Source organism: Erythrobacter longus (assembly GCF_000715015.1).
Taxonomy (GTDB): domain Bacteria; phylum Pseudomonadota; class Alphaproteobacteria; order Sphingomonadales; family Sphingomonadaceae; genus Erythrobacter; species Erythrobacter longus.
Genome location: NZ_JMIW01000003.1, coordinates 262,074 through 286,848, shown reverse-complemented (window position 1 = coordinate 286,848; position 24,775 = coordinate 262,074). Strand labels below are relative to the sequence as shown.

Genomic DNA, 24,775 nt, shown 5'->3' with positions numbered 1-24,775 from the left:
TGCTAGCGGCTGAATTTGGCAAAAGCGTCTTCGAACTCGAGTTTCGCAAACGCGTTTTCAAACTCGCTTGAGCTTTTCGCGCGGATAGGGCCACGCTCACGGGGGGTGGCACGCTGCATCTGTGGCCGGCTGCCCGAAGAAATCTGGCCGTCGGCGTAGATGAAGCCATGCAGTGGCCAATGCGTGCCGCCCGGCGCTCCGATCGAATGGTACCAAACGCGCACCTCGCTCCAATCGTTATTGGGCGACACATCAATTGCTGGCACATCGCGCTCCACCTGACCGCGCTGTCCGTTGATCTCTGACCAGTTGGCATGGGTCAGGCGCACGGTTCGCGAATCGACGACTTCGCTGACATAGGCAACGTGGCCAAGGTGCATATTGCGATGGGGTTTGAACACCATCACCGCGCCTTTTTGCGGACGTTGCCCGCGCGCATACTCGCCATTTGCCTGATCCCACCAGGTGCGGGCATCGCCATAAATCTGAATTCCAGACATTTCGCGCGCATAAGGAACGCATTGCAAATAGTCCGAGGTTTGCGCGACTGCAGGCGCAGGAACCATGGCGAGCGAGGCGCTTGCAAGGGCAAGTCTGGCTGCAAAAAGAGATTTGAGGTGGCATTTCATAATTACCCCTAATGGCGCGGTAATCTTGATATGAGCCTTTGCAGGAGGGTTAATTGCGGGTTTACACCGTTTGGCCTTTTACAAACTCTCACATCCCCTTAGCCTTGCGTATTTGCGGCTAAGCGCCCACTTGGCGCCTAAATAAGCAGGCACACACTCATGAATTCGCCAAAAAACAATCCGGCAAAACCAACTGTCATCATCATCGGACGCCCAAATGTGGGCAAGAGCACGCTGTTCAACCGGCTCGTGGGCAAGAAGCTTGCGCTGGTCGATGATCAACCCGGCGTCACGCGCGACCGGCGTTTGGGCGATGCAGAAATTGCTGGCCTCCAATTCACCGTAGTCGACACCGCCGGGTGGGAGGATGAGGACGAACTCACTTTGCCCGGCCGGATGCGCAAACAAACCGAAGCCAGCCTTGAGGGCGCAGATGCGGCCATGTTCGTGGTCGATGCACGCGCTGGGCTGACCCCGCTCGACAATGAGATTGCCCGTTACCTGCGCGAGCATGACGTGCCGATTGTGCTGGTCGCCAATAAGGCGGAAGGCAAATCGGGCGAAAGCGGCGTTCTTGAAGCCTACTCGCTCGGCTTTGGTGAACCGGTCGCTGTATCCGCGGAGCATGGCGAAGGCATTGCCGACCTGTTTGGCGGGCTCTGGCCGATCATCGGAGAGCAGGCCGACGCAGCAGAAGCTGCAGCCAACGCGCCTCTCGAAGAAGGCGAAGAGGCACCGCTTGGCCCGCTAAAGCTTGCGATTGTTGGCAGGCCAAATGCGGGCAAATCAACGCTCATCAACCGCTTGCTTGGCGAAGACCGCCTGCTCACCGGGCCAGAGGCAGGGATCACCCGCGATTCGATTGCGATTGATTGGGAGTGGGAGGACAAACGTTCGGGCACGACCCGCGAAATCCGCCTGATCGACACCGCCGGGATGCGCAAGAAACGCAATGTGACCGAGAAGCTGGAGAAGCTCTCGGTTGCCGATGCACGGCGCGCGGTTGATTTTGCCGAAGTCGTCGTCCTGCTATTGGATGCAACTCAAGGTCTGGAACACCAAGACCTCAAAATCGCTGCCCTTGCTCTTGAAGAGGGTCGCGCTTTAATGGTCGCGATCAACAAATGGGACATTGCAGAAGACGCGTCCTCGCTTTTCAACGGGATCAAGGCGGCATTGTACGATGGTTTGGCGCAGGTCCGGGGCCTCCCCGTGTTCTCTGTCAGCGCCAAAACCGGCAAAGGTTTGGACACTATGCTGGGCGCAGCCTTCACCTTGCGCGATAGCTGGTCAAAGCGCGTACCAACCGCCGCTCTTAACCGCTGGTTTGACGATGCATTGGCCGCAAACCCGCCGCCAGCGCCGGGAGGCCGCCGGATCAAGCTGCGTTATATTACACAGGCAGGCACCCGGCCCCCTCGCTTCGTTATCTTCGGATCACGGCTGGATGATTTACCCAAGAGTTATGAGCGCTATTTGATCAACGGCATCCGTTCCAAACTTGGGTTTGACGCAGTGCCCGTGCGTGTCACATTGAAGAGCGCCAAAAACCCCTATAACGCCAATCGCGGCGGCGGGGGGAACTATTCAAGCGGCACAAAGAAATCATGATTTTTGAGTTTTTATCGGCGGGCGTTGCCAGCGAATTCCTTGAGCGGACGGCTGACACACCGCGTGTGCTGCGGGCGGTTGAACTCAGCCTTGCACCAGCCTTCCTGTTGGTTGGCATTGGCAGCATTATGAATGTGATGATGGCGCGGATCATTTGGGTCGCGGGTCGGATTGAGCGCTTGGCCGAAAGCGACAACGTGTCGTGCGATGTGGCGCATGCAAGCGAGATCGAATGGCTCCGCAAACGCCGCAGTCTTGTGCGCGTGGCGATCAAGTTTTCGACCGCCGCTGCTGTTGTAATAAGCGTGGTCATCGCGATCCTGTTCGTGTCAGCTTATATCGACCCTAAGATCGGGACCCTTGTGGCGATTTTGTGGGTCACAACTGTCGTTCTTTTGATAACAGCCCTTGTCTATTTCCTGCGCGAGACGCTTCTTGCCGCTGACGGGCCTAAGAACGATCAGCGCCCCTAATTGGGCATAAGAAAAAGGGCGGAGCACCACTGCTCCGCCCTTTTTCGATTCACATTGTCAAAACGGCTTATTCGCTTTTGTCACCGGCAGCCCGGCTGTTCAACTGAACGTAGTTTTCAAGGCCCATCCGCTCGATCATATCGAACTGTGTCTCAAGAAAATCAACGTGCTCTTCCTCGTTGTCGAGGATGTAAGCGAACAGATCGCGGCTGACATAGTCGCGCACGCTTTCGCAATATTCGACCGCATCGCGCAGCAGTGGGATCGCGTCTTCTTCCAGGGCCATATCGGCCTTGAGGATCTCAAGTACGTTCTCGCCCACGCGAAGGTTGTGGATCGCCTGAAAGTTGGGGAGGCCATTCAGGAACAGAACACGCGCCGCCAGCTTGTCGGCATGCTCCATCTCCTCGATGGATTCTTTGCGCTCATATTCGGCGAGCTTCGTCACGCCCCAATCATCGAGCACACGGTAGTGGAGCCAGTATTGGTTGATCGCGGTCAGCTCGTTGGTGAGCGCCTTGTTCAAAAATTCGATTACTTTGGGATCGCCCTTCATGGGTGGAAGTCCTCTATTGGTGTGCGGGGTTAAATACCTTTGAGCCAGATCAATGCCGGCCCTTGTTGAACACTTATATAGAGGCTGCACCCCTGTATGCGCAAGGGCTAGCGTAACATTTTTCGTTATAAATCAGGTGCTTGCGACCTATTCGCAATTGCGCGTTAGCGGCTTATAATGCGACTTCTTTGCAAAACTTCCGGCGCGGATCGAGGCTTGCGATCAAAGCGCGCTCTTCCTCGATAGTTTTCTGAGCTTTCTCAAGGCACTGCCCGCAATTCGGTTTTTTTCCGAGGCTCGCATAGACCGTTTCGGCACAGCCATCTGACTTCAGCGCAGCTGCACGTAAGTCTGTTTCGCGAATAGCGTTGCAAATGCAAGTGTACATAAGCTTCCGAATCTCTCCTGCGAGGCGTTTGCAACACCTAGATATGCGAATTAATCGCAATAGCAAGCCAAATCGTAGCCGCCGAACGCCTTTTCCCACACCCGCGCCGGCATGCGCGCGTGACTTATCGCTTGTTTGGGAAGACCCGCCGATAGGTTAGACAGCGCCACAACCACTCAAGCGGGCCATAGCGATAGCGATCCAGCCACGGCTTGGACCATGCCAGCATCAGAGCGCAGGTCAGCAGCGTAACCAGATAAAGCTGAGGCCGGGTAAGCTCACCGAACAGGCCAAACGCCCAACCGTGCATCACAAACAGCATCACGACAGAAGTGCCGAGGTAATTGGTGAATGCCGCCCTTCCCGCAGCCCTCACCCGTGTCGCAAACCAACCCGTCCAAGCGGGCGAATAGGCGACCAGAAGCGCAGCCAGCCCCAGAACCATCGCGAGGCGTGGAAGCGGGCTCCATGCAAGGAAGGCCGAATTGCTCGCCCAATAATCGAACCCTGAGCCTTTTGCGATCAGGCCGATCATCAAGGTCACGCCTGCGCCAACAAATAGGCCAATCCATCCCCACGCAATCATCTTGCCGCGGTTTAATGCGCCGCTGAAAAAGCCAAGCCGGTATAGCGCCATGCCAAGCAGCATCAGCGGAAACGTCTCAAGGAAGAACATCGCGGAATTGGCGAACGGAATGTACCATTCATCGCTCAAACGGTGCTGTACGAGCCCGAGATAATCGCCTGAAGTTTTGAAGGCAGTGATGACTTTGTCGTCAGCCAAGGCCTGCTCTGTCGCCTTAAGGAATTCAGACTTCAATTCTCCCATGCCTTCAGCTTCGCCCAATTTTGTATTGGTGACCAAATAGGGGAATGAAAAAAGGAGACTGACCGCAGCGCCAAAGCCATATGCGGCAAGCCCCACGACAAGCTGTGTCTTTGCCTTCCATCCCACACAGGTAAGGGCAAGAAGGCCGATAAGGGCATACATCGCCAAAATGTCCCCTACCCAAAGGAAGAGGAAATGCGCGTATCCAAAGGCGAACAATATCATCAATCGCCACGCCTGGAGTTTTGCTGTGTCCCCGCGCGCCCATGCCCGCTCCATGAACAAGTACATCCCAGCGCCAAACAACAGGGTGAAAAGCCCCCGCATCTTGCCATCGACCGTCACAAATTGCGCGATCCACAACCAACCATCGGGATCACCCGTGGGCCCGATCCAAGCACCGGGATAGGTGTAGGCGTTGAAGGGTTGACCAAAGGCAACAATGTTTGCCGCCAGAATGCCCATCACCGCCAGTCCGCGAATAAAATCGAGCGTTTCGATGCGGTCCTTGGTGGCAACAGGGGCTGCAACTTTTGCCCTCGCGCTCTCACCAGCAGCGTCAGCGTCCAAGCCAATACCGGCCTGAGCAGCACTTTCAGAAGTGGTCATGCATATTCCCCTGATCCCAAGTCATCGCGAAGCTTAGCATCGCGGTGGCTCAGGGGAAGGGGGAACGAGCGCGATCCGGCTCAGGGCTGTTTAACGAGGCAGCCTTGCCCTTCGCGCTTCAGGCTGTCGCAGGCACGCTGGGCTTCTGCGCGGCTGTAGAAACCAACCGCCTGAAGGCGGGTAACATTGCCTCCAGGAACAAGTGCCTTGCTCGTCCCGGACAATGCCGGGTTTGATTGAAGCGTCGACCACAGGCGGTCCGCATTGGCCTTCACACCAAACGCGCCAAGCTGGACGCGCCAGTTGCCATTACGCGCTGTGGACGGAGCCGGCGACGATGCGACAGGTTGTGCCACGCGAACGGGCTGAGGCGCTGGAGCGGACACAACTGCCGGTGTTGCCGAAACTTGTGCGGCCTCAACAGAGCCACCGCGCGGTGCGCGCTCTACAAAAGCAGGACGAGGCTGCGGCGATGGAGAGGTGGCAGGAGCGGGAAAAGTGCCACCAGTGCTGCCCAGATCAAGCGCTGCGAGTTCTGCGGTCCGGCGCTGCGCAGCATTGGCTTCCAATTCGCGCGCGACCGACTGCGCCACCTGGCGTTGTTCGATCGGGACATAGGCGTCCATCTGTGCCAATGCATTGGCCGCTTGCGGCAGACCAGCGCCATTGGCGAGCGTCAAAAGAGCATAGGCACGAACCCAATCCTTTTGCGCATAGTCAGCATTGAAGTGGGCGAGCCCCAAAACATATTGCGCGCGCGGATCGCCGCGTTCGGCCGCATCTTTGATAAGCGGCATGGCACTGGCTTGTTCGCCTTGCTGGAACAAGAGAAGGCCGTAGTTATCGGCCGCCTTTACATGCCCTTTTTGCGCGGCTTCTGCGTACAGTTCGCGCGCCCGGTTAATGTCGGCTGGAACCCCCCGGCCAAGCCTGTAGGCCTGCGCCAGATTGAACAGCGCATCGGCGTCCCCATTGCTTGCAGGCTGCTGCCATTCAGCCACTGCCGCAGTGTAATTGCCCGAGCTCCACGCATCGACGCCCTGTTTTACGTTGGCGAAAACAGGCGCTGCACCAAGAACAGCTGCTGCTGTGCCCATGCCGCCTAAGAAACGAAGAATGCTCGGTTTAAAGTCGGTGCCTTGTGCCATGGCGTCTGGGTTCCTGTGTTGTTTGCGCGGGTCAAATCGCGCTGGGGTCCGCTTAATCAGACGCAGGTTTCCTAGCGTCATAATGGTTAGCATTTGGTTGACGGGTAAAGGGGGTAAGCTTCGTGATGGGGCAAATCTTGCTTCGCATCCTGCCACGAGTTTCGAGTTTTAAGCTCCTAATGACCGCGCTGGAGCCAGGACCCGATCAACCTAAAGCGGGTCGCTGTTAACTCTAAATTAGGGGTAGTCTGCGATCCCACTGGTCCAACAGCTGCAATCAGGCGGCATTTATTATGGTCACATTTCAGGGGGACCGGTTTTGCGCGTACTAGCTTTGGCATCGCAGAAAGGCGGATCAGGTAAGACAACCCTTTCCGGGCATCTGGCCGTTCAGGCACAGCGCGCTGGCGCTGGCCCGGTCGTTCTTATCGATATCGACCCGCAAGGTTCGCTCGCCGATTGGTGGAATGAACGTGAGGCGGAATATCCTGCCTTTGCTCAAACCACGGTTTCGCGTCTTGCGAACGATCTGGCCGTTCTGCGCCAGCAGGGATTCAAACTGGCGGTTATCGATACGCCGCCAGCCATTACGATGGCGATCCAATCGGTCATTTCGGTGGCGGAGCTGATTGTGGTGCCAACCCGCCCAAGCCCGCACGACCTGCGCGCTGTTGGAGCGACCGTGGACCTGTGTGAACGCGCCGGAAAGCCGCTTGTCTTTGTAGTGAACGCTGCAACGCCCAAGGCCAAGATCACTTCGGAAGCAGCTGTTGCATTGTCACAGCACGGAACCGTTGCACCGATCACCCTTCACCACCGCACCGACTTTGCCGCCTCGATGATCGATGGCCGCACTGTGATGGAAGTCGATCCTGAAGGCCGCAGCTGCGCTGAAATCACAGCGCTGTGGAAGTACATCTCTGACCGGCTTGAAAAGAATTTCCGTCGCACCGTTTTCGCAGCTCCCGGTACTGGCCAGCAGGTTCAGTCCAATGGCGTACAACGTCCAGCCGGTGGCTTTGGCCGCCGCGTGGCGCAGTAAGAACAGTGGCCCGCGCCCACTCTGACTCTGAGGCGAAATCGAGCCCAGAGATCGAATTCGCCTCGCTGGGACCGACTTTGCTCGCTCGCAAGGGCGGCGCTAAGCCCGCGATGCGCCCACAGATCGCAGCTCTTCCAGATATCGCTCTGGTTGATCCCGAGATGCTCGAAGATCTTGGCTGGAACGATATGGGCGAAGCAAGGGAATACGGCGGCGCAAGGCGTACGTCGTCCGAAAAACGGTCTGCCAAAAAGGCAAAGAAGGCCGCAGCTTCGAAGAAATCCGAGCTTGCTTTCAAAGCTGCCGAAAAGTCCGGCTCCAAACCCGTGAAGCGCGCAGCTTTCACATTGCGTCTTGACGCTGACCGCCACCTCAAACTGCGCCTGGCCGCAACCATGCACGGCATGAGTGCACAAGCTCTGGTGACTGAAGCGATTGATGCGATGTTCAACGAGATCGAAGACCTCGACGCACTCGCCAAGCGCATGAAACGCAACTGAATATTAACCCTTGCCGTCAATAAGACAGACAAGAACATGATTAAATTAGGGGAAACAAAAATGGCTCGCAGCAATTTTGGTGCATCGCCTGCACAATCCAGCGGCCAGAAAGTTGGCCTTATCCTTGGGACAGCTTTGGCTAGTCTTGCCCTTGCAAGTTGCGCGTCTTCCGCGCCTCCTGCTCAGGTATCTTTCAACAAGGCGCAAACCGCTTTGGAAGACGGCAAAGTCGACAAGGCAATCGCTTACGCTGAGGCTGCCGTTCTTGCGTCCCCCCGCGATCCAGAATACCGCGCCACCCTTGGCACAGCCTATCTCGAAGCGGGTCGCTTCCAATCTGCCGCAACCGCGTTTGGCGATGCGATTGACCTTGGCGATAATCGCGGACGCACCGCGCTAAGCTATGCCCTTACGCAAGCTGCCAATGGCAACAACCGCGATGCGGTGCGCGTTCTTCAAGAGCGTCAAAACAGTATCCCGCGCGCTGATCTTGGTCTTGCGCTCGCTCTTGCTGGCGAAGCCGATCGCGGTGTCAAACTGCTTGTCGATGCGATCCGCGAAGGCAACACGTCGCCCAAAGCGCGTCAAAACCTTGCATATGCCTATTCACTTGCCGGCAACTGGCGCGCTGCACGCGTGATGGCCGCAGAAGATGTGCCAGCTGACCAGCTCGACACACGTCTGTCGAATTGGGCATCAAGCGCACGTCCAGAAGATCATCTGCTTCGCGTATCCAATCTGCTTGGCCTTAAACCCGTGAGCGATGGCGGACAGCCGCGCCACCTTGCGCTTGCAAACTTCCCGACCCAGCAACAGATGGCAGATGAAGCCGCGCAACTGGCAATGGCAGAGCCTCAACCGGCCCCAGAAGTCGTCGCTGCTCCAGTCGCACAGCCGGTCGCATTGGCGTCATCGGCACCAGCGCCCTCGATTGCCCCTCCCATTGCTCAACCTGCGGCGGCAAAACCGCGCCCAGCAGCGCCGCCAGCACCGCGCTTTGTTTCAAACGCGGTTGTGCAGAAAGTTCCTGCATCGGCTCCCGCCCCCAGTGTGGCAACGCGTTCTGCACCCAGCGTGGCAGCGCGTTCAGCACCCAGCCGTGCCAGCACTCCTTCAATCAGCACTCCGGCATCCGGTTCAGCTGACACGCACCGCATCCAGCTTGGGTCGTTCGACAGCCGTCAGGTCGCCGAACAAAAATGGGGCGAATTCCAACGCCGCTTCCCTGCGCTTAAAGGTCATGACGCTGTCATCACCGAAGCGCGCGTGAATGGTCGCACGTTCTTCCGTGTTGCCGCCGCTGGCTTTGGCGCACGTTCTGCTCGCTCAATGTGCGGCTCGGTCAAAGCATCGGGTATTGGTTGCTTTGCTTATGCGAAATCCAGCCCACCTGCTGGAGCGGTCGAGCGCGACATCCGCGTCGCCTCACGCTCAAGATAACCCTTCCCCCCGCTTGAAAGCTCAAACAGCTTTTAGCAAAATTACCCTCAGAGCCCCGGCCCAAAAGCCTGGCCTCCGAGGGTATTTTTTGTTTGGCAAACTGGCTCTAGCTTATCCCTCGACCGGCACGCCGCCTTTGATGAGGGCTTTCACCCGGCCTTGGACGCCCTGCATATCGAAAGGGGTGTTATCACCCGTTGCTGTCATCTTGCGGCGGTCGATGACCCAGGGCGCTTCGGGATCGACAATCGCAAGGTCAGCCTCAAATCCGCTTGCGAGCGCGCCCGCTGGTACATCGAGGAGCTTTGCTGGGTTCGCGGCCAGCACGTCAAACGCCCTGACCAAGTCGATCACGTCGTCCCGGACAAGGCCCAAGACCATCGCGAGCAGTGTTTCAGCGCCTGCCATACCGGGCTCTGCATCGGAAAAAGGCAGGCGCTTGTCCTCTGCCCCGCGCGGGTCATGCCCGCTTGAAATGACATCAATCGTCCCATCTGCGATCGCGGCAAGCGCTGCCTGACGGTCCGCTTCGCTGCGCAAGGGGGGCGACAGCTTGGTGAAAGTCCTGAAATCAGCTGTGGCAAGATCAGATAGCATGAAATGGGCAGGCGTAATCCCGCAAGTCACACGCACGCCCCGCCCTTTGGCAGCGCGCACCAGATCGAACCCGGCAGCGGTTGTCACTTGGCGCAAATGGAGCTGCGCGCCGCTTAGCTCTGCCAAGGCGATATCGCGGGCCACAGCCAGCGCCTCCGCCTCAGCAGGCGCGCTTGGCAAACCCAGACGCGTTGCATATTCGCCAGCTGTTGCTGCCGCGCTGCCCACTAAAGCTGCATCTTCGGCATGGGTCACCACTACCAGATCAAGCATGGCGGCATATTGCAAAAGGCGGAGCATAACACCGCTGTCACCTATCCACTTGCGGCCCGTTGCAACGCCCCTTGCGCCTGCCTCGCGCATAAGGCCAATCTCAGCAAGTTCTTCGCCTTTAAGCGAGCGCGTTGCCGCCGCAAGGGGGTGCACCCACAGGTCCGGCTTGCCGCTTTTGGCGATGTAATTGACGCGGCTCGGGTAATCGAGCGGAGGGGATTGATCCGGCATCAAGGCCGCCCGCGTAATCCCGCCAAAATGAAAAGCAGGCTTGTCGATGGCAAAGACGCCAAAATCGACAATGCCCGGCGTAATAAGCTTGCCTTTGGCTGACAGGACTTCATCGCCGTCTTGCGCAGTGACATCGCGGCCAACCGTTTCGATCAGACCGCCAACACAGCGCACAGCGCCTTCGACGATGCCTTCGCTGGTGACGAGCTTCCCATGTGTGATTGTCAGGGGTTTGATCTGCTTCATGCCGCCCACCCCTCAACACCGCGCCCGGAACGCGTCAGAATTTCAAGGCACGCCATGCGAATGGCGACCCCCATCTCGACCTGGCTGGTGATAATCGACCGGTCGAGCATATCGGCAACATCGCTATCGATCTCAACGCCCCTGTTCATCGGCCCAGGGTGCATCACGAGCGCATCTGGTGAAGCGCGTTCAAGCCGCGCTTTCGTAAGGCCGTAAAGGTGATGATACTCGCGAGCCGACGGGATAAACTGGCCGGACATACGTTCGGTTTGCAATCGCAGCATCATCACCACATCGCTGCCTTCGAGAGCGACATCAAAATCGTGGAACGCTTCTGCGCCCATCATCTCCACCCCTTGCGGCATAAGGGCTGGCGGGGAACACAGGCGCACTTTTGCGCCCATTGCCTGAAGGCACAAGATGTTTGAGCGCGCGACGCGGCTGTGCAGGATGTCTCCGCAAATCAGGACGGTGCGCCCGGTAAAGTCCTCTGCGCCCTCACCACGCGCCGCCAATGCCTGACGCAAGGCAAGCGCATCGAGCAGCGCCTGTGTAGGATGTTCGTGTTGGCCATCGCCCGCGTTCAAAACCGGGCAATCAACTTTATCCGCGATCAGCTGTGTCGCGCCGCTTGACCCGTGGCGTATGACAATTGCATCGGCCCGCATCGCGTTCAGCGTGATCGCTGTATCGATCAGCGTCTCACCCTTCTTAACGCTTGATTGCGCAGCGTGCATGTTCACAACATCTGCGCCAAGGCGTTTGCCCGCGATTTCAAAACTCAAAAGCGTGCGCGTTGAGTTTTCGAAAAAGGCATTGATGATGGTGAGCCCGCTTAAAAGATCGGCACGCTTGTTACGGCCTCTATTGTGCTCCACCCACTCCTCAGCTGACGCAAGGAGATAGAGGATTTCGTGCCTCTCAAGCTGGCTGATACCGGTTAGATCGCGGTGCGGAAAAGCGAGGCGGCCTTCGGGAAAGCGTCCCGAACCAAGTGTGTTGCCTGCACTTGGCGGCTCGCTGGATTGCGGTGTCTGGTTCATTAAACCCAAGCCCTTAGTCGAGACGTGTCGGGCGCTCAACCCATGAGCCTCTCCCCTCCCCTAGAAGTTTACGAATACGTGGTTATGTTCCAAGGGAACCGCAAAGGTTGTCGGGTCGTTGTTCGGTCAAGGCTGATTTGCGAGAGAAACAAGGAAAAATAATGAGCTTTTTGGGTAAGGCATGGAAAATTATCGTCGGGATCAAGGATGGCTTGGTCCTCGTTTTCATGCTGCTTTTCTTCGTCGCATTGTTCAGCATTCTTTCCGCTGCCCCCAATCCGGGGCAAGTGCGCGAAGGCGCTCTTTACATCGACATGACCGGATATGTGGTTGAAGAGAACAGCAAGGTTGACCCGCTTGCAACGCTTTTGAGCGGCACGGCCCCGCCGGTTGAATTGCGCGCCCGTGATCTTGTGCGCGCTCTTGATGCAGCAGCCACCGATGACCGCGTGAAAGCTGTTGTCATGGATATGACCACTTTTATCGGCGGCGGTCAGGTGCATATGCAAGAAATCGCAGACGCCATGGACCGGGTGCGCAAGGCGGAAAAACCGGTACTCACCTACGCGCTTGGCTATGGCGATGACCATATGCACTTGGCCTCTCACGCAAGCGAAGTTTGGGTCAATCCGATGGGCGGCGCAACAATCGCAGGGCCCGGCGGCGCGCGGTTGTATTACGCTGGCCTTCTGGAAAAGCTCAAAGTCAATGTGCGCGTTTACCGCGTCGGGACCTTCAAATCGGCGGTTGAACCCTATCTGCTTGATGGCCCATCAGAGGCGAGCCGCGAAAATCTGGCCGCACTTTATGGTTCGCTGTGGGAAGAATGGCAGGCCAACGTCAAGAAAGCGCGCCCCTCGCTCGATCTCGACCGGGTAACCGGCGATACGGTTGCATGGGTTGAGGCATCATCGGGTGATCTTGCCAAAGCGGCGCTTGATGCGGGGCTTGTCGACACAATCGGAACCCGCGTAAAATTTGGCGAACGCGTTGCTGAAATCGCTGGCGAAGATGCCTTCGACAAAAAACCGGGCGCATATGCCAAAAGCGAATTTGCGCCGTATCTTGCCGATGTCGGCCCCGGCACAGGATCATCCAGCAACAAAATCGCGATTGTGACCATCGCGGGCACTATAGTCGACGGCGAAGCAGGACCCGGTATTGCAGGCGGTGAGCGGATTGTCGACTTGCTCGACACAGCGCTTAGCGATGACAACATCAAAGGGTTGGTGGTGCGCGTGGATTCGCCGGGTGGTTCCGCTCTGGCATCAGAAGACATTCGCCAGGCGATCGAACGCTACCGCGCCGACAAGGATGTGCCGGTCGCAGTGTCCTTCGCCAATGTTGCTGCCAGCGGCGGGTATTGGGTCGCGACCAAAGCCGACCGGATCTTTGCCCAACCTGAAACGATTACAGGTTCCATTGGTGTGTTTGCGGTCATCCCGACCTTTGAAGGAACCGCGGATGAGCTTGGCGTTAGTGCAGGCGGATACCGCACCACGCCATTGTCGGGCCAACCTGACCTTGTGAGCGGATTGTCGCCGGAACTCGATTCTATCCTGCAAGCAGGGGTTGAAGACACCTATTCCGACTTTCTCACCATCGTTGCCGAGGCGCGCGGGATGACGAATGACAAGGTCGACCAGATCGCGCAAGGACGCGTGTGGGACGGCGGTACGGCGCGCCAGCTTGGTCTTGTCGATCAATTCGGCGGACTTTCGGATGCAATGCAATGGGTGGCTGGCGAAGCTGGCCTTTCCGAAGACGATTGGAGCGCGATGTTCCTTGGCGATACGCCGGGCAATTACGATTCTCTCATCCGTCAGCTCGTCACCAATGCGGTTGCCCCTGCGACGGTTTCACGCCGCGCTGATCTTTTCGCAATGACCGCGCGTCAACGCGAAGTCTTGATCGGACAATTGGCGAGCGATGCTAAGATGCTCACCGGCACTCAAGGGGTGCAGGCCTATTGCCTCGAATGCCCGGCTGATGCGCGTCCCTTGCAAGCCAATGAGGCTGCAGGTTTCGCCAAGCTCATCGGCTCATGGCTCGTTGATTAAGGCACGCTAGCGGATGACTTGGCCACAGGTACCTTGCCAAAAGTCATCTTGCATCACGGCAGCGTCGGCAGTATTTGACCGGCCCTGCCCTCAATCCGTCCAGACATGGATATGAAGCTCGGGCGGGCGCGTAGCTCAGTGGTAGAGCACACCCTTCACACGGGTGGGGTCGCAAGTTCAATCCTTGCCGCGCCCACCATCTTTTCAATGACTTAGAAGAGATGGGCCACATTTCCATGAAAAAAACATGAAAAAGAGCGTGCGAGAATAGCTGTGTTTCATTCTAATCTGGCAGGCCCAATCGCCGGATCAGGTCTAGTACTTCTCTAGCGTTTGCAGATCGTGCGCCGTGCATAAGAGCGTTGCTATTGCCCTTTGGCGCTCCGCTGCCTTTACCGCCGTGCATCCGGCACCTCTTGCTTCCCTTTACCGCTGGAGATTGGCACGCCGTCCCCTTGCGCGTCTTGGCTAAGCAGCGCGGGGCTTTTGCCAGCCGTTCCGGTTGTATGGGGTTGTTTGTCTGATTTTCCATTTTTGCATCCCCCTGTGTGATGGTGAAACTCGTCCGCGATAACAGCCTGCCCGCCCTCGTTGACGTGCACGTGCCGCACAGTTTGCACCCGCCCATTCGAGAGCCGGTCGAGCGCTTCTATGTTTGCCTTGCACTGTGCCTGTGCCTTTAGGGCCAAGCGCATGTATATTTCGGTTGCACTGATATATTCGCCCATGTTGAGAGCGGCCCGCCGTGCCAGTTCAGTAAAGATTGAATTGAGAGTATCCGCCTGCGCAGCCAGCATGGCCTTGTAATGAGTTAGGTCGCCAGAGGTCGCAGCCTTTCCCTTGTCACTGAGAGATAGATAGAGCTCAGTGGAATCTTGCTCACCAAAGCTCCCCGCGTTGAACATGCGGGTTGCTGCCATCCCGCTCGCCGCTGGATCAAGCGAGACATTAGCAAGGTTGCGTTCTTTGCTCTTTTCGGGTTCTCCCTCAATATCAAGGCGAGCCTTGCTTCGCGCCGAACCTGCTTTGCTTTTCTTCGATTTTGCAGTCATCTGGTTTTCGTCCTTTGCTCAATTTTGGGCAATCACTTCCCCCTTGCGACAACCGCGACAATTGCGACAAAATCCAGCCGCGCTTGGCCATTGTCGCAGCAGTCGCGAATGTCGCAGGGGTATGGCTTCACGTCTCATTCCACGCTGGGCCTCATAACTCGCCAAGCCTCCTTGCGCGCAGAGCCTCGCACTACGGTTCCCGCGTCAAGCGGTGAAAGCCATCCATGCTTTTCGAGAATCGCGAGCGCGGCCCGTGCCTTCGGGCTTTCGCGAAGCGAATTAGGGCCAAGACGTACCACATCGCGCACCGTCACTTCGGCTTCATCAAAGCCTTCGAGAAGCCACCGCCTAAGTTTTTCGGCTTGCCCAATCTCTGCCGATACTTGCGCCGCATCGGCAAGCCGTACGGCTTCGAGCAAATAGAACTTAGCAAGCTCAATTCCGTTGGCCATATCAGCGGGTTCAATTTGCTCCGCCTTTAAGTCCCGCCAGAGTGTCAGCACACCGGCAATTCGTGCCGCTTGTTCCGCCGCCTTTGAAGCCGTGCCAGTAAGGTGCGCCATATCGCCGCCGGGGTTTTGTGCCCGTTCCACACTGTCCGAGAACCGCACCAGTGCTTCCCGCGCACCATGGCTTAGCTGCAAACATCGCGGCTGGAGTTCGCGGGTTTCCGCATGCATCGGCATTTCGCTTTCAAGAATGAACCGCAGTTGGTCATTGAAGCTAAGGATTGCACGATCATCATTGCGCGCGGTTTCGTGTAAGCGTGTGCCGATTGTGCTGGGCGGTTCGCAGATGAGAAAGCGAGGCAGGAAGCCCGTATCAGCCGCCAGCGGGTCCGCCATGAAAGCCCGCGCAACAGTTGGTTGGGCCATCAAGTGAACAGCCAATCGCCGCCCGTAAAGCGTTGCATGGCCATCGCCAGCGCGTGTCCGCCGTATGGGGTTGCCCTGCCAAAGGTCATTGAAAGCGGCTAGAGTTTTTTGCCGGTTGTCGCTGTTCATTGCATGACCGCCCAGGAATTGCCCGCCTTCATCTGAAAACAGGCCAAGGCTAGGCTCTCCATTCGCGAATAGCTTAGTGAGCCCTTCAAAGGTCGGTTCGGTGACAAGTCGGTCGGTCGAAGGTGGCTGCTCTGGTGCAGGCCCCAGTGCCTGCAACTCAGCTTCAGATGCTGCACTATCTCCGCCTTTTGCCTTCTTCACATCGGCCAAAATCCGCTCGCGTTTTGCTTTCCATACGTCGTGCCTTCGCTGCCATGCTTGCATAGCCTTGCGATGCAATCTCGCCTGCTCTTGCTCGTGTTCTCTAACAGCCGCCATTAGAGGCGCATCGCAGGCGGATTTCCGCTCGCCAGATTGCGCAATAGTCAGAGCGTAAAGAGACGTTGGCCTCTTGCCCCCAAGTGTCTCCACATCGGCAAAGCCTTGCACCGCAAGCGATGCAACCGCGAGCGCGGATTGTGCCGGGATCGCCATTGGAGCTTGTGTCATACCCTGCACCGCTTCCACCGCACCTTTAAGCGGCCCGAGCGCATGAATGGGATAGGGCGCACCCGGTGGGATTTCTCGTAAGAGCGGTTGCGGCGCTTCGGGCTTGAAAGGGGTTTCGACTTGTTTGGCTTGCGCGCTCATGCTGCCACCGCCTTTCCGGTGAGGACATCGTTAAAGTCTGCACCATTGCCGGGGTCGAGCATCGAGACTTGCCAGCCCAGCGCATGCGCCCTTGTCGCGAGCGCGTGCGATGCAGCACGGCCCGGTTTGTCGCCATCGCCAGCAATCACCAACCGCGCGGGTTTCTCAGGCAATCGAAGCGAGCGCATCCCGCTTGTCGAGAGCGCTGCCCAGACAGTCGCAGGCTCAACCATAAGCCCACACAACAGCGACAAGGCGCTTTCAATGCCTTCCGCCACCGCAAGCCGCGAAGCGCCCTTCGAGAGCCTTACAGCGCCCCCAGCGGTCGCGCCCAGCATAAGCTTGTCGCCACCAGCTACACCCGCCTTCCCGCTGCCATCGGCGCGCAAATAGGTGCGATGCACCGCAAAGCCATCGCCCCCTTCGACAAGCGCCATCATTGCAGGGCACCGGCTTTCGCTTGGCCCGTGCCAGCAATTTGGATGAAAGCGCAGCGTGTCGGGCAAAGCGCAGCCTATACCGCGCCCACGCAGATAGGTTTCTGCCAGAGTGTCCCCTATTGGCTGGGATTGCTCCCAAAGCCGCCTTGCAGCATTTTGCTTGCGGATCGTGTCCGCCTTTGCCTTGGCTTCACGTTTGGCAGCCGTGACCGCATCGGGGGCGCGATAATCACCGGAGCGCAGACCAGCCGCGCTCAGAATGTCGAGAAAGTCGCAGCCAGACCGTTTGCAATGGGCAAGCAATCCCGCCTCGCCATCGGCCAAGGTTAGCGCGTTCTGGTCGCGCCGCCGATCCATTTGGCAAACCGGGCAAGGCGCAGTTCCATAGCGGCCATGCCAGCGCCCGCCGAGCGCCAGCGTCACTTCGCGTGCATCAGTCATTGTGCGCCCCCTTCAAAGATCAATCCGCCAAGCATCAAAGCCAAATCTGGCCGGATCGCATGGGCGCTCATCAGGAATTGCGCCCGTTGGAACGCAAGGCTAGAAGGGTTAAGCGAGAGGCCTTCCAAACCATCGCTTAGAGCCCCGCCGGTTGCCGCCAGCGGGGTTTCTTTGTTGCAAGGGTGCATGGTTCAAGCCTCCCCTTCGATAAGGGCGCGAAGGCTGGCGGCTGGAATAAGGGTGCGTTTGCCAATCTTTTTGGCTTCGAGTCGGCCTTCACCGATAAGCTGATAAAGGCGGGTGCGGCCTATGCTGGAGACGCGGCAGGCATCTGCGACGCTGTAGGCCAGAGGTTCAAGATTTGGAGAGGTGTTTGTCATTGTAGTCAATCCATTCGTAGCGTCCGCCAGCGAACCTTGTTGTTCGCCCGCGCACATATTTGCGGTTGTCGAAGACCGCCGGAATGGGTAGAAACTGCAGTGCGATGAGACGCCAATCTTTCGCACGGAGCCCCTGCCATCTCGGCGGGGGTTTCGTTTATGTGGTGTCAAAAATGGCTGTTCTCCTAGTGGTTAGTGAACGCAAACACGTGCGTTTGCGTCCCCATTATAGAGAAGCAAGCGAGGCAACCGAAGACAAGGGTGTATGATTCGGTGGGGATAAGCCGTGCGACTTTTGATTCGCTGTGGACAGATCAATGCCGAATAGGACCAATGGCCCCTAAAGCGCAGTCAGGGTAGAGAATCAGCCATCACCAATACTTGGCATCTGAATGCCTTTCATAATTCCATCAGTTTCCGCCAAGATTTTGATTATCTTTTGATAGTGGCGGATGTCGTCGAAGCTCAGCTTCCGGCCTTTGCGGTCTTTGAGCCATTTTTGCGCAGGCTGATAGCCACCGATGGGGAAGCCCCATGAGACTTCTGGGACGCCTTCGAAATACTGCCCCTCAGTGCCTTTGCCGTTGATGTAGACGCGGCCTGTGCCGTCCGGCTGGAGCTCAAAGCGGGGTTTTTCGACCTCGTTGTCCTGCCCCTCTGGCGCTTCGCCATCGAAGCGGTAGGCGGTGTCGCCAATGCTTGCGTCTTCCATCAGGTGTAGACGGCGCAGGGCCTCGCCTTGCCCACTGATTGTGCGGAAGACTTCGGGTGATGGCGGGAAGGGAACGCGGGGGAAGTCGATTTTGAGAAACTCCGCGTAGGTTTCGCGGTATTGAGGGCAATGGAGCACGCCGTAGATGTAATCGAAGACCTTGACCTCATCAGGGCGGCTGTCACCAGTGGCTGTGCGGAAAGCGCCGCTTTCGACGGCCTGCGTGTCTGGCGCTTTGATTGGGCCAGTGAGCCCAGCGGCCTCACGGATTCTAGCGTATAACTTGTGGTCGAAATTGACGCGGATGGATTGGTCTAGGTCTTGCTCGTCTGGGTAAAGGTAGAGGGGGGCGAAGTGGTTACCTTCTTTGAGGCTCAAGGCATGGAGGTCAAAAACCTCGTCTGAAACGACAATGTCATGAAACCCTCGTTTCACTTCGATTTGTCGGTTCAAACCAAACCCAAGATTACCGCCAAACATCATATGCTTCATTACGGCTGTTCGGTCACGCTCGACGATCCTAGAATCATAGTAAAGAGAGCGTGAATCGAATGGCCGATAGAACACGTTTTTGACGTTGCTATCTTTAAAATTGTTATCTTTTCGGGATGCCTCCACGCTCCAAGACTTGTTGTCTTTCAATCTCAGCCGTTCGCGGATTTCACTCTCACCAATTGCGGGATCGAAGTAGGATTGCATACGAGCAACTAAGGCCGACCGTTCAAAGTCGATCACAAGGTGATCTTTGTGGGTTTTTATTCCAGAGGTAATTTTTGAGAACAGGCCCTTGAGCGAAACACCGTTGCTGTAACTAGTTGCCGATTCAAAATCCTTTGGCACAAGATAGCGATTGGGTGCCGTAGTATCGATCTCTGCAAAATCCGTCGCGTCGATCTCGAGCTCAAACAAAGACGAGTTCTTTGCCTTTCTGCTTCCCCAAACATCGAGGTGCCTAACCGTTGCGGGCATTTGTTTTTCGCGATTAAGCTTCGCCGCTACGATGATCGCGACGCCCTGCATGATGTCAAAAACATTCTGATCGGGTGAACCGTCCGGTGAAACCTCTTTCTTTTTGCTGCTGCCATGCAGGTCAATCACGTAGATTTGGTCGAAGGTATCAAGGAGTGATTGCCGCATTTGCCGGTGAATGAGGCCATCCAAGTAGCTGTTGTTTGTGATGAACCCTAAGACGCCCTCTCCATTTTGCTCAATCAGATGCTGAGAATATCGGATGAATTTGATATAATCGTCTGACAAAGGCTGAATATTACGCTCGTTCAAGTCCTTCTTATAGTCGGCCAGAAGGCGGTCGATGAACGGCGACTTATTGCTGCTGCTCACAGCATAAGGCGGATTCCCAATCACGCACATGATGGGTGTCTGCCGCTTAATGTCACTCGCTGCTTTCGCTTCCTCAGCAATGGCGCGCGATAGACCAAACAGTGTTTGCTCCACCCGCTCGCCTTCCTCCAGCGAGTTGGTGAGATAAACCCCCAGCCGGGGCGCTTTGTCGCTGGGTTTGTACCCCAATCCGGTAAGGATCATATCCAGCTTCATATGGCACATGGCATAGCTTGCCATCAGCAACTCAAAGCCGTGAATGCGCGGGATCAGATCATTCTCGACATAGCCGGACCATTGGCTGGGCGCGATGTTCTGTACGCGTCCCGCAATCAGCTTGATTGCTTCCGCCAGGAATGTGCCCGTTCCGGTTGCAGGGTCCAAAATCTGGACGCGGTGTACCTCTTTCTTGATGGTCGCAGGCTTGCCGTGCTTGTCCGTTTGCCCTGTGTCCCAATCAATCGAAATCTTGCTTGTGTCCGCAAGGCCATCGCTTAACCCAAATTCGGTCTTGAGCACCTCATCCACGGCCCGCACAATGAAATTGACCACGGGTTCCGGTGTGTACCAGACCCCGCGTGCTTTGCGCTTCTTGGGGTTATATTCGGCGAGGAAGTCTTCGTAAAAGTGCAGGAAGGGGTCTTGACGCTTTGTGACCTTGCCAAAATGGCGCAGCACCTTCTCCATATCGGTCGCACGGAAAACTTCGCACAGATCATCAACCACGCGGCGCAGACGTTCGTCCAGATTGGGGCCTGCGATATAGACAAACAGCGCCCGCAAAAACGGGTTAGACTTGGGCAAAAGCTCCAGCGCCTCGGTCCGGCTGAACGTCTCTAACGTCTCATCATGCAGGCGCGCTGCAAACAGGCCGTAAGCTATGGTTTCGGCATAGATGTCCGCAAATTCTGCAACTGTGATGTCGTGGATCAGGCTTTCTTTGAACGCTTCGTACTGGCCGATAAGGTCGGTCGGCTGGCCGCCGTCGCCTTGCGCCTTGAGGTCGCTCACCAGAGCATTACCCATGATCTCTTTGATGAGCGCAGCCTTACCCGCCATCAGCTCGGCAAGGCGCTTTGACGAGGTAACGCTAAGCGGGGTGACTTGTGCGAATTCTGCCAGCCGCGCTTCGAGAAGCGGGAACGCCTCTGTTCGCGCGGGCATTGTCGGGATCAGGTCCGCAATGGTGATGAAGTCCACCGCCTCACCATCGCGAATAAACTCAAAGTCGAGCCCGTTTGTGTAGATCAGATTGGGCAGGCCTTTTGCGTAGCGGCCCTTTTGCTCTTTGCTGTAATCGCCCTTGGCAAACTTGCGGATGTCCTTGCCGATGTCCTTGGCCTCGCACCAGCCAATCGAAACGTCGCCCCGCTGGAACACGAAATCAGGCGCGCCAACATCCACTGTGCGCCGGGGTTCATTGATTACGGTCAAGTCTGGATCAATCGACTTGAAAAGCCGCTCAAGCGCTGGCCGGAAACTGTGCTCAGTTGTCTGGCCGCTATCATAAAGCTTTTTTATTTCGGCCAGATACTCAGCAATTTCCATAAATGCTCTCCTATTCATGCCTTTGCTAATGGCCATTGCCCCAGCCGCCAATTGTTTTCCTAAATCAATAGGGAAAACCTGATTTTTGTGATGTGTCGAGCCGCCCAATCGCAAGGGCAAAAAACTATCTTAGCGATTGTGTAGCGGACAAGGCAGCGGTGTCCGGCAAAAAAGGCTTGGAGATTTGGCCACCCCTCCCTTCCAGAATTGCCCCTTAGTTTCTTACGACCCTATCTCAGTCGCGCTGCTCTTCTAGACTAAAAGGCCATAAGAGGTTTTCTAAGTAAGACCTAAAACGCAATACTCGCCAATGCCTCTTCCGCATCATCGCGCACAAGGTGGCCGTAATGCTTTTCAATCATCGCCACACTTGTTCCCGATAGCTGCGCAACCGTGAGGATTGGCAAGCGAGCGCGGATCAGGTCCGTTATGACGCTATGGCGCAGTGTGTAGGCGGATGCAGCAAGGGGCAAACCAGCCACCTTCACCGCTTCCTTGATTGGGTATTTCCATGCGTCTTTGTTCCATGCCTCGCCACCGCCGCGCGTGAAGATCGGCGCGGCTGGCATTTTCCCTTTAACCTGCTCGGTGAAGAAATCGGCAATGACTTGCGGCAAGGAAATCTGGCGGGGGTTGTCGTTCTTGTCTTTGCCGATTGTGAGACTTCGCGTGCGCTTGTCGAAGTCGCGTACCGTCAAACTAGCCAGCGCACCGGGTCGCAAAGGCAAAAGGCAAAGCGCTTTAACAAAGGGCAAGGCTTCCCCGTCAAAGGCTTCAATCATCCTCTTGCGCTCATCACGGTCAAGATAGAGCTCTCGGCGCTTATCCGCACCTTTGAATGGCCTCAGAGCCTCTTGCCATGCCGCATCTGTGTTTGGCGCACCGGGCTTTAGCACCTGCCCTAATGCGGCACGCAGCGGCACCATGTCGCGATTGACAGTCGACTTGGCGCGCTCCTTCCAGCGCTTCTCGCCTTTCTTGGAGCGGGTGAGCAAAGCCGGTGCCTCTTCCAGCCGCTTGCGCCAGCTTCGAAGATGGTGCCGACGCAGCTTATCGAGCTTCACTCTGGCAATGGGGTCAGAATAGACGTGCCGCCGGAATACGCCTTCGGCAATCGCTCCCGGCTTTTCGGCAAGATAGGCTTCACACGCATCCTTGACCGTCACCATATCGCGGGCGCGTTCGCCGCCACTCTCGACCGTTTCGGTCCAGCCTTCGGCATCCACCTTCGCTTGCGAAAAAACATCATGGCCAGATAGCGCGCCATAATCTCCAAGAGACTTACGGCGATACTTGTTGCCATCGGGATCGTAAGCGCGCGCAAACCAAGTGCCCCGCTTACCTTTCTTGGAAGGCCGGAAGCCCAAATAGCAGCCTTGGCGCAAGCGCTGCCAGTGCGGTTCGTCTCCAGCTTTAGGCTTCAATTTTTCGCGTTCTTTGATCCGGCTTAAATCAGGCATCCAACGGCTCTTTCAAAATCCATGAAAAAAACATGAAAAACATGGGCGGACACACTTGAACGCCTGTGATTGTTTTTATTGGATTTTATCGTCCGTGTATAGCCGCAATCGCCCAGTTTCCCACCCTTCACACGGGTGGGGTCGCAAGTTCAATCCTTGCCGCGCCCACCAATTATTGAATTCCTTGGCGCTTTACCTTCCGCTATGCTGCGGGGGGCCTGCGGGGTGCCTGCGGGGTGCCTGCGGGGTGAGTCCACGCTATCTCATGGACTGCTGGGTTCGGCTTTGCTCTTCAGCACACTCGTCCCGAGCGCGCAGCCAGCCAGTCATCCGGTTGGCATCGAGCGGCCGGCTGAAATGGTATCCCTGAACCAGATGGCATCCAAACGCCGTCAACACTTCCAGTTCGGCAGCGGTCTCCACCCCTTCTGCCACAACATCAAGATAAAGTTGCTGTGACAAAGCCAGAATTGACCGGGTGATGCGCTGCAATCGAGGTTGTTTGTCGATCCCGGAGATGAAGGAGCGGTCAATCTTGATTGTCGTGATCGAATTGTCGATCAAGGTTGAGATCGAAGCGTAGCCAGTCCCAAAATCATCGAGCGCCAAGTGAAAACCAGCCTGACTTAGCTCGCGGCACCTCTCAAACAACGACGAATCATCGCAATCGAAAAGTATCGACTCCAGCAACTCAAGCTCAACGTGCCGCGCAGTCAGACCGGAGTTGCGCAGCTCATCAGCCAGATATTCGACGAAAGTCCCGGACTGCAAATTGTAGGCGGTCAGATTGATCGACAGTTTGCCAATGATGAAACCAGCGTTGAGCCAGTCTCCGTAAGCCTTGACCGCTTGCGCGATAATGCAGCGATCAATCCTCCCCATAAGATTGGCGGCTTCCGCCTCATCAATAAACTGTGATGGCGGCAATAGACCGCGCTGTGGATGCTGCCATCGCACTAAGACTTCCACGCCGGATATGCGGTTTGTCCGCGTATCAATCTTTGGTTGAAAGAACGGAACGAATTGGCCCAGCTGCAACCCGTCTTCGATCTGTTGGATGAGCGCTTGGCGCTCGTGATGGTTGTGAAGCATCTCTTGATCCAAGAAGACGATGTCTTCCCGGCTGCGTTTTGCTTCGTAGAGTGCGATGTCAGAGAAGCTGAGCAATTGATCAGGAGCAACACCGCCATGCTCAGCAAGGTCGATACCTGAAGCACATGTCCACCATGAGCAATCGGCTCTGATATGCGCTGACAAATGCCTATAGAGAGGCTTTCGATGGCCGCGCGCGATGTGTAGCCGCGCACCAGCAAGACGAATTCATCCCCGCCAAGGCGAGCCGCAAAGCCCGTTTCGCCCGCCGCCTCATCAAGAATGCGCGCCGTATGTTGCAGCACTGCGTCCCCGGCTGAATGGCCGCTCGTATCGTTGATGGATTTGAACTTATTGAGGTCCAGATGGAGCAAAAAACCGCCACACCGAGAAATGATCGGTGCAGGCTCTTGACGAAGATAACTCGACAGAAAGCGGCGATTGGCGATGCCGGTGAGCAGATCAATATTGGCCGCGTGCTCTGCCTCTTTTCTTGAGCGTTCCAGCGCAAGCGTGAGTTTTTGGCTGTCTTCGACCAGCGTTCTTTGGGTTTCAATCGTGTAGATCAAATCCAGGGAAGGGTCATTGGGCTTAAAGTCCGAGGCGTTCAATTGAAGCAAAGAAAACAGATCGAGGAAGTCTGCGCTAAAGGCGAAATCGATGAGCAGGGTTTTCCCGCCTGCCTCCATTGCAGTAGCCACACATCGAAATTCCAGAGGGTGCTCGGCTTCGAAGACTGCACGAAGGACGAATTTTGGGCCGGTATACGATTGCAGGTCTGCTAAGGAGTGCAATGAACGTGGGCGTTTGATCTCAAAAAGGTCGAACAGCGCCTCTCCAACGACCGCGCGCCGCATGACTTTGGACAAAGTTGATCCGGCCTGAACGATACGCCCCTCATCATCAAGGATGCAGTGCATCGGAAACAGCGTGTTCAATGCTCCGGCAGTGAGGCAGTACGCAAGATCAGGTGAGGAGAGCATTGGTCTCAGGGCACTCT

General features: G+C 56.7%; 22 protein-coding genes and 1 tRNA gene. 7 read left to right on the top strand and 16 right to left on the bottom strand.

All coding sequences use genetic code 11. The annotated features are described in order from the left end of the window. Window positions 1–2 precede the first annotated feature (2 nt). Window positions 3–566, bottom strand: coding sequence for a CHAP domain-containing protein (locus tag EH31_RS08550; protein WP_241765874.1), 564 nt, complete (start codon window positions 564–566; stop codon window positions 3–5). A gap of 222 nt (window positions 567–788) precedes the next feature. On the opposite strand from EH31_RS08550, the gene der reads away from it, so the two are divergent. Together der and EH31_RS08540 are read left to right on the top strand one after the other, a co-directional pair. Beyond that, complete coding sequence (der, locus tag EH31_RS08545) at window positions 789–2,240, top strand: ribosome biogenesis GTPase Der (RefSeq protein ID WP_034959735.1); 1,452 nt, start codon at window positions 789–791, stop codon at window positions 2,238–2,240. After that, on the top strand, window positions 2,237–2,713 hold the full coding sequence (locus EH31_RS08540; RefSeq protein ID WP_034959734.1) for a DUF2721 domain-containing protein: 477 nt from the start codon (window positions 2,237–2,239) through the stop codon (window positions 2,711–2,713). Before der ends, EH31_RS08540 begins: the two co-directional genes overlap by 4 nt. Before the next feature lie 67 nt (window positions 2,714–2,780). Here the strand turns inward: EH31_RS08540 and bfr are convergent, their stop codons facing one another. The 3 genes from bfr to EH31_RS08520 form a co-directional block, all read right to left on the bottom strand. Continuing rightward, the gene (bfr, locus tag EH31_RS08535; RefSeq protein WP_034959732.1) at window positions 2,781–3,269 is read right to left on the bottom strand and encodes a bacterioferritin; all 489 of its coding nucleotides are present in this window, start codon (window positions 3,267–3,269) and stop codon (window positions 2,781–2,783) included. Between the two features lie 512 nt (window positions 3,270–3,781). Beyond that, window positions 3,782–5,095 (bottom strand): DUF418 domain-containing protein, encoded by a 1,314-nt coding sequence (locus EH31_RS08525; protein WP_034959729.1) that lies wholly within the window; start codon window positions 5,093–5,095, stop codon window positions 3,782–3,784. Window positions 5,096–5,175: 80 nt separating this feature from the next. Continuing rightward, a complete protein-coding gene (locus tag EH31_RS08520; RefSeq protein ID WP_241765873.1) occupies window positions 5,176–6,243 on the bottom strand; it encodes an SPOR domain-containing protein in 1,068 nt (355 codons plus the stop codon). Between the two features lie 319 nt (window positions 6,244–6,562). Here EH31_RS08520 and EH31_RS08515 point away from each other — a divergent pair, with 319 nt between their 5' ends. The 3 genes from EH31_RS08515 to EH31_RS08505 are packed head-to-tail and all read left to right on the top strand — an operon-like array spanning window position 6,563 to window position 9,225. Next, window positions 6,563–7,285, top strand: coding sequence for a ParA family protein (locus tag EH31_RS08515; RefSeq protein ID WP_034959728.1), 723 nt, complete (start codon window positions 6,563–6,565; stop codon window positions 7,283–7,285). Between the two features lie 5 nt (window positions 7,286–7,290). Further along, window positions 7,291–7,785 carry a hypothetical protein gene (locus EH31_RS08510; RefSeq protein WP_051699085.1) on the top strand — a complete coding sequence of 165 codons (495 nt, stop codon included), beginning with the start codon at window positions 7,291–7,293 and terminating at the stop codon, window positions 7,783–7,785. A 60-nt stretch (window positions 7,786–7,845) separates the two neighbouring features. Continuing rightward, the gene (locus EH31_RS08505) at window positions 7,846–9,225 is read left to right on the top strand and encodes an SPOR domain-containing protein (protein WP_051699084.1); all 1,380 of its coding nucleotides are present in this window, start codon (window positions 7,846–7,848) and stop codon (window positions 9,223–9,225) included. 111 nt (window positions 9,226–9,336) lie between these two features. On the opposite strand, the gene EH31_RS08500 is transcribed toward EH31_RS08505, so the two are convergent. Further along, on the bottom strand, window positions 9,337–10,572 hold the full coding sequence (locus EH31_RS08500; protein ID WP_034960108.1) for a dihydroorotase: 1,236 nt from the start codon (window positions 10,570–10,572) through the stop codon (window positions 9,337–9,339). Next, window positions 10,569–11,615 (bottom strand): aspartate carbamoyltransferase catalytic subunit, encoded by a 1,047-nt coding sequence (locus tag EH31_RS08495; protein ID WP_034959726.1) that lies wholly within the window; start codon window positions 11,613–11,615, stop codon window positions 10,569–10,571. Before EH31_RS08495 ends, EH31_RS08500 begins: the two co-directional genes overlap by 4 nt. A gap of 161 nt (window positions 11,616–11,776) precedes the next feature. Between EH31_RS08495 and sppA the strand changes: the two genes are divergently transcribed. After that, window positions 11,777–13,675 carry a signal peptide peptidase SppA gene (sppA, locus tag EH31_RS08490; protein WP_034959725.1) on the top strand — a complete coding sequence of 633 codons (1,899 nt, stop codon included), beginning with the start codon at window positions 11,777–11,779 and terminating at the stop codon, window positions 13,673–13,675. 124 nt (window positions 13,676–13,799) lie between these two features. Continuing rightward, window positions 13,800–13,874: transfer RNA gene (locus EH31_RS08485), tRNA-Val, on the top strand. An 84-nt stretch (window positions 13,875–13,958) separates the two neighbouring features. Here the strand turns inward: EH31_RS08485 and EH31_RS18145 are convergent. The 10 genes from EH31_RS18145 to EH31_RS08440 form a co-directional block, all read right to left on the bottom strand. Beyond that, window positions 13,959–14,168 carry an HGGxSTG domain-containing protein gene (locus EH31_RS18145; RefSeq protein ID WP_422110923.1) on the bottom strand — a complete coding sequence of 70 codons (210 nt, stop codon included), beginning with the start codon at window positions 14,166–14,168 and terminating at the stop codon, window positions 13,959–13,961. Continuing rightward, window positions 14,068–14,727 carry a hypothetical protein gene (locus EH31_RS17650; RefSeq protein ID WP_051699083.1) on the bottom strand — a complete coding sequence of 220 codons (660 nt, stop codon included), beginning with the start codon at window positions 14,725–14,727 and terminating at the stop codon, window positions 14,068–14,070. Before EH31_RS17650 ends, EH31_RS18145 begins: the two co-directional genes overlap by 101 nt. 134 nt (window positions 14,728–14,861) lie before the next feature. After that, window positions 14,862–16,361, bottom strand: a complete 1,500-nt coding sequence (locus EH31_RS08475; protein WP_034959724.1) for a YfjI family protein — start codon at window positions 16,359–16,361, stop codon at window positions 14,862–14,864. Then, window positions 16,358–17,242, bottom strand: coding sequence for a DUF7146 domain-containing protein (locus EH31_RS08470; RefSeq protein WP_034959722.1), 885 nt, complete (start codon window positions 17,240–17,242; stop codon window positions 16,358–16,360). Before EH31_RS08470 ends, EH31_RS08475 begins: the two co-directional genes overlap by 4 nt. Continuing rightward, entirely contained in the window at window positions 17,239–17,430 is a 192-nt protein-coding gene (locus tag EH31_RS08465) for a hypothetical protein (protein ID WP_034959721.1), read from the bottom strand. Before EH31_RS08465 ends, EH31_RS08470 begins: the two co-directional genes overlap by 4 nt. 3 nt (window positions 17,431–17,433) lie before the next feature. Beyond that, on the bottom strand, window positions 17,434–17,622 hold the full coding sequence (locus EH31_RS08460; RefSeq protein WP_034959720.1) for a helix-turn-helix domain-containing protein: 189 nt from the start codon (window positions 17,620–17,622) through the stop codon (window positions 17,434–17,436). Window positions 17,623–17,986: 364 nt separating this feature from the next. After that, on the bottom strand, window positions 17,987–21,223 hold the full coding sequence (locus EH31_RS08455; protein ID WP_034959719.1) for a type ISP restriction/modification enzyme: 3,237 nt from the start codon (window positions 21,221–21,223) through the stop codon (window positions 17,987–17,989). Between the two features lie 290 nt (window positions 21,224–21,513). Further along, window positions 21,514–22,683 carry a tyrosine-type recombinase/integrase gene (locus EH31_RS08450; RefSeq protein ID WP_034959718.1) on the bottom strand — a complete coding sequence of 390 codons (1,170 nt, stop codon included), beginning with the start codon at window positions 22,681–22,683 and terminating at the stop codon, window positions 21,514–21,516. A gap of 258 nt (window positions 22,684–22,941) precedes the next feature. After that, the gene (locus EH31_RS08445) at window positions 22,942–23,721 is read right to left on the bottom strand and encodes an EAL domain-containing protein (protein WP_161782136.1); all 780 of its coding nucleotides are present in this window, start codon (window positions 23,719–23,721) and stop codon (window positions 22,942–22,944) included. Further along, window positions 23,640–24,758: a GGDEF domain-containing protein gene (locus EH31_RS08440; RefSeq protein ID WP_034959716.1), complete on the bottom strand. Its 1,119-nt coding sequence runs from the start codon at window positions 24,756–24,758 to the stop codon at window positions 23,640–23,642. Before EH31_RS08440 ends, EH31_RS08445 begins: the two co-directional genes overlap by 82 nt. Between the last annotated feature and the right edge of the window lie 17 nt (window positions 24,759–24,775).

Excerpts from the sequence above, each read along its gene's own strand:
- EH31_RS08550 (WP_241765874.1), bottom strand. The coding sequence starts at position 566 with ATGGTTCCTGCGCCTGCAGTCGCGCAAACCTCGGACTATTTGCAATGC.
- der (WP_034959735.1), top strand. The coding sequence starts at position 789 with ATGAATTCGCCAAAAAACAATCCGGCAAAACCAACTGTCATCATCATC.
- EH31_RS08540 (WP_034959734.1), top strand. The coding sequence starts at position 2,237 with ATGATTTTTGAGTTTTTATCGGCGGGCGTTGCCAGCGAATTCCTTGAG.
- bfr (WP_034959732.1), bottom strand. The coding sequence starts at position 3,269 with ATGAAGGGCGATCCCAAAGTAATCGAATTTTTGAACAAGGCGCTCACC.
- EH31_RS08525 (WP_034959729.1), bottom strand. The coding sequence starts at position 5,095 with ATGACCACTTCTGAAAGTGCTGCTCAGGCCGGTATTGGCTTGGACGCT.
- EH31_RS08520 (WP_241765873.1), bottom strand. The coding sequence starts at position 6,243 with ATGGCACAAGGCACCGACTTTAAACCGAGCATTCTTCGTTTCTTAGGC.
- EH31_RS08505 (WP_051699084.1), top strand. The coding sequence starts at position 7,846 with ATGGCTCGCAGCAATTTTGGTGCATCGCCTGCACAATCCAGCGGCCAG.
- EH31_RS08500 (WP_034960108.1), bottom strand. The coding sequence starts at position 10,572 with ATGAAGCAGATCAAACCCCTGACAATCACACATGGGAAGCTCGTCACC.
- EH31_RS08495 (WP_034959726.1), bottom strand. The coding sequence starts at position 11,615 with ATGAACCAGACACCGCAATCCAGCGAGCCGCCAAGTGCAGGCAACACA.
- sppA (WP_034959725.1), top strand. The coding sequence starts at position 11,777 with ATGAGCTTTTTGGGTAAGGCATGGAAAATTATCGTCGGGATCAAGGAT.
- EH31_RS17650 (WP_051699083.1), bottom strand. The coding sequence starts at position 14,727 with ATGACTGCAAAATCGAAGAAAAGCAAAGCAGGTTCGGCGCGAAGCAAG.
- EH31_RS08475 (WP_034959724.1), bottom strand. The coding sequence starts at position 16,361 with ATGAGCGCGCAAGCCAAACAAGTCGAAACCCCTTTCAAGCCCGAAGCG.
- EH31_RS08470 (WP_034959722.1), bottom strand. The coding sequence starts at position 17,242 with ATGACTGATGCACGCGAAGTGACGCTGGCGCTCGGCGGGCGCTGGCAT.
- EH31_RS08465 (WP_034959721.1), bottom strand. The coding sequence starts at position 17,430 with ATGCACCCTTGCAACAAAGAAACCCCGCTGGCGGCAACCGGCGGGGCT.
- EH31_RS08460 (WP_034959720.1), bottom strand. The coding sequence starts at position 17,622 with ATGACAAACACCTCTCCAAATCTTGAACCTCTGGCCTACAGCGTCGCA.
- EH31_RS08455 (WP_034959719.1), bottom strand. The coding sequence starts at position 21,223 with ATGGAAATTGCTGAGTATCTGGCCGAAATAAAAAAGCTTTATGATAGC.
- EH31_RS08450 (WP_034959718.1), bottom strand. The coding sequence starts at position 22,683 with ATGCCTGATTTAAGCCGGATCAAAGAACGCGAAAAATTGAAGCCTAAA.
- EH31_RS08440 (WP_034959716.1), bottom strand. The coding sequence starts at position 24,758 with ATGCTCTCCTCACCTGATCTTGCGTACTGCCTCACTGCCGGAGCATTG.